Source organism: uncultured Brevundimonas sp., assembly GCF_937870815.1.
In the GTDB taxonomy this organism is placed as follows: domain Bacteria; phylum Pseudomonadota; class Alphaproteobacteria; order Caulobacterales; family Caulobacteraceae; genus Brevundimonas.
In genome coordinates, this window is record NZ_CALMZS010000076.1 from 1 (window position 1) to 2,219 (window position 2,219).

Here is a 2,219-nt window from a genome sequence, read left to right on the forward strand (position 1 = left end):
CCGGGCGTGTCGAGCAGGTTGAACATCTTGCCGTCGTGCTCGAAGGTCATCACCGAGGCCGAGACCGAGATGCCGCGTTCCTTCTCGATCTTCATCCAGTCGGACCGGGTGCGCCGGTTCTCGCCGCGCGCCCGCACCGCCCCGGCCGCGCGGATGGCTCCGCCGGCCAGCAGGATGTGCTCGGTCAGCGTGGTCTTGCCGGCGTCGGGGTGGGCGATGATGGCGAAGGTCCTGCGGCGCAGGGCCTCCTGTTCGAGAGTGAGGTTCGACATGGTCTATCCGTTGGGCGGCGGGAGTTACCGCGTGCGCGCCCCGATGTCACCCGATGTGAACACCCCCTCGCGACGAAGGGCGGGCCGAGTCCTTGCCCCCACGGGCGAGACGACGCGGTCACGCAATCGGGCGCAGCCTTCCAGCCGCATCACGAAGGCCACCCATCCGGCAGCCCGATCGTCAGCTTCGCCGTGATTCTCGACGGCGCGATGCGTGGTGCCCAATGCGCTGGTCTAGGGGGGCAGGCGGGGGCGTGTCCTCGCCGGCGTCCACGCCCTCGTCCGCGTCCTCGTCGCCATACTGCGCAGACGCGCCCTCCAGGTCCCCGGCGCTCGGGGGAGGCCGCCGGCTTCTGGCACGCTCGATGATCTGCATCGCCATTTCGGCCGCGGGGCCGCCGTGCGCGGCGTTAGCCAGTGGCTGCAACACGGCCACGGCCTCGTCGAACTCCTCGGCATCCATCAGGGCGTTGGCGTAGCCAAGCCGGATGGAGGAGAGCTGCGGAGCGAACCGGAACGCCTGGTCCCAGGTCACGAGGTCGTTCTCGGTCGGGTAATCGGTCTCGACCTGACGCGTCTCGGCCAGCAGATGCAGCGTATGGAATTGCGCCGGATCGGCCCGATAGGCCCGGCCCAGATAGCTCCGGGCCCGCCGCATCAGCGACAGCGTTTCATCCGGCCGCTCTTCGGCAAGGCGCATAAGCCGCGTCGCCATCAATTGCAGCGCCTCGACATTGTCAGGCTCTCGCTCCAGCAGGCGTGTCAGGACCGCCTCGCCCGCTTCCGGGTCTCCGAAATGCAGTTCCGCGCGACCCAGCTGGAGCATGGCGAACGGGTCGTCGGGATGGCGCGCCGCGAGGCGACGGACGAGGTCCGCGGTCTCCGTGTGCTTGTCTTCTGCAACCCCGATTTTCAGACGTTGGCCGAGCAGCAGCAGGTCGTCGGCGGAGGCGGGCAGTCGTGTGACCGTGATCGGGGTCTCAGGAATGGTTGCCATATAGCGATTGATGGTCAGGCGGCGATAGCGGCGCAGCTGCAAGCGGATCTGGTTCATGGTCAAGCCGGTGGCCCGTTCCATGGCCGCGACGGAGTCCTCGCCCTGCTGCACGTCGCGGATGTAGGCGGCCAGCTGCTGGCGCCGGGCGTCGTCGCTCATGAACCAGTGGGTCATCAGCCAGGCCACCGGGTAGTAGCTGTCTCTCGAGGGCCCGCGCACCTCGCTGATCCGTTTGGTCACGAGATCCTCCAGCGGCACCCAGCTGAAGCTGAACAGTTCGTAGGCCCGGCCCTCGTTGTAGCCGCCGACCCTGACCCAGGTCTCCGAGATTTCGGCCGTCATGAAATACTCGGCCAACCCCTCGATCAGCCAGGCTGGATAGCCGGATGTCGTGCTGATCTGGAGGCTGAAGTGGTGGAAATACTCGTGGAGCAGAGTGTCCTGCTCCCTGTCCTGGATGGCGGCGGCGAAGATGTCTTCTCCCGCCGGGAAATAGGTCCCGGCCACATTCTCCCCGCTGTCCGGATTGATCTGGAGCAGACCTGGGCGCCCATTGACCAGATAGATCGGCAACTTGCGCCCGGCCGTCGCGGGCGGCAGCCCCATTCGGGCGCGCAGGATGAAGTCGTAGATTTCGAGGTTGCGGACGTAACGCCGAAGCGCGCGCTCGCTGCCTTGCGAATAGACGATAAAGTTCGGACTTTCCGCGCGCCGCCACTCGGCCCGGGCGGGCGTCACGAATACGAACATCGTCGCCGTCAGTGCGATCAGAACTGTTCTGACGATGGATATCATCGAGCCGTCCCCCCGGCTGATTTAGAGGGCGGGGTTCATGCTGTCCATGGTTGCATTCGCGCCGTGGCGCTTCGGCCGTCAGGCCGCCAGCCGCATCCACACGGCCCTGTCGGCGGCGACGGCGTCGAGCTTGCCCTTGGCGGCGCGGGTCTTCA

2 protein-coding genes are annotated in these 2,219 nt (G+C 66.8%); both read right to left on the reverse strand.

The features are described 5' to 3' along the window. Positions 1 to 272, reverse strand: a 272-nt coding sequence (locus Q0588_RS04685; protein WP_298744184.1) for a GTP-binding protein, incomplete at its 3' end; no start/stop codon positions are given. Positions 273 to 453: 181 nt separating this feature from the next. Beyond that, complete coding sequence (locus Q0588_RS04690) at positions 454 to 2,064, reverse strand: tetratricopeptide repeat protein (RefSeq protein WP_298744186.1); 1,611 nt, start codon at positions 2,062 to 2,064, stop codon at positions 454 to 456. Positions 2,065 to 2,219: the final 155 nt, after the last annotated feature.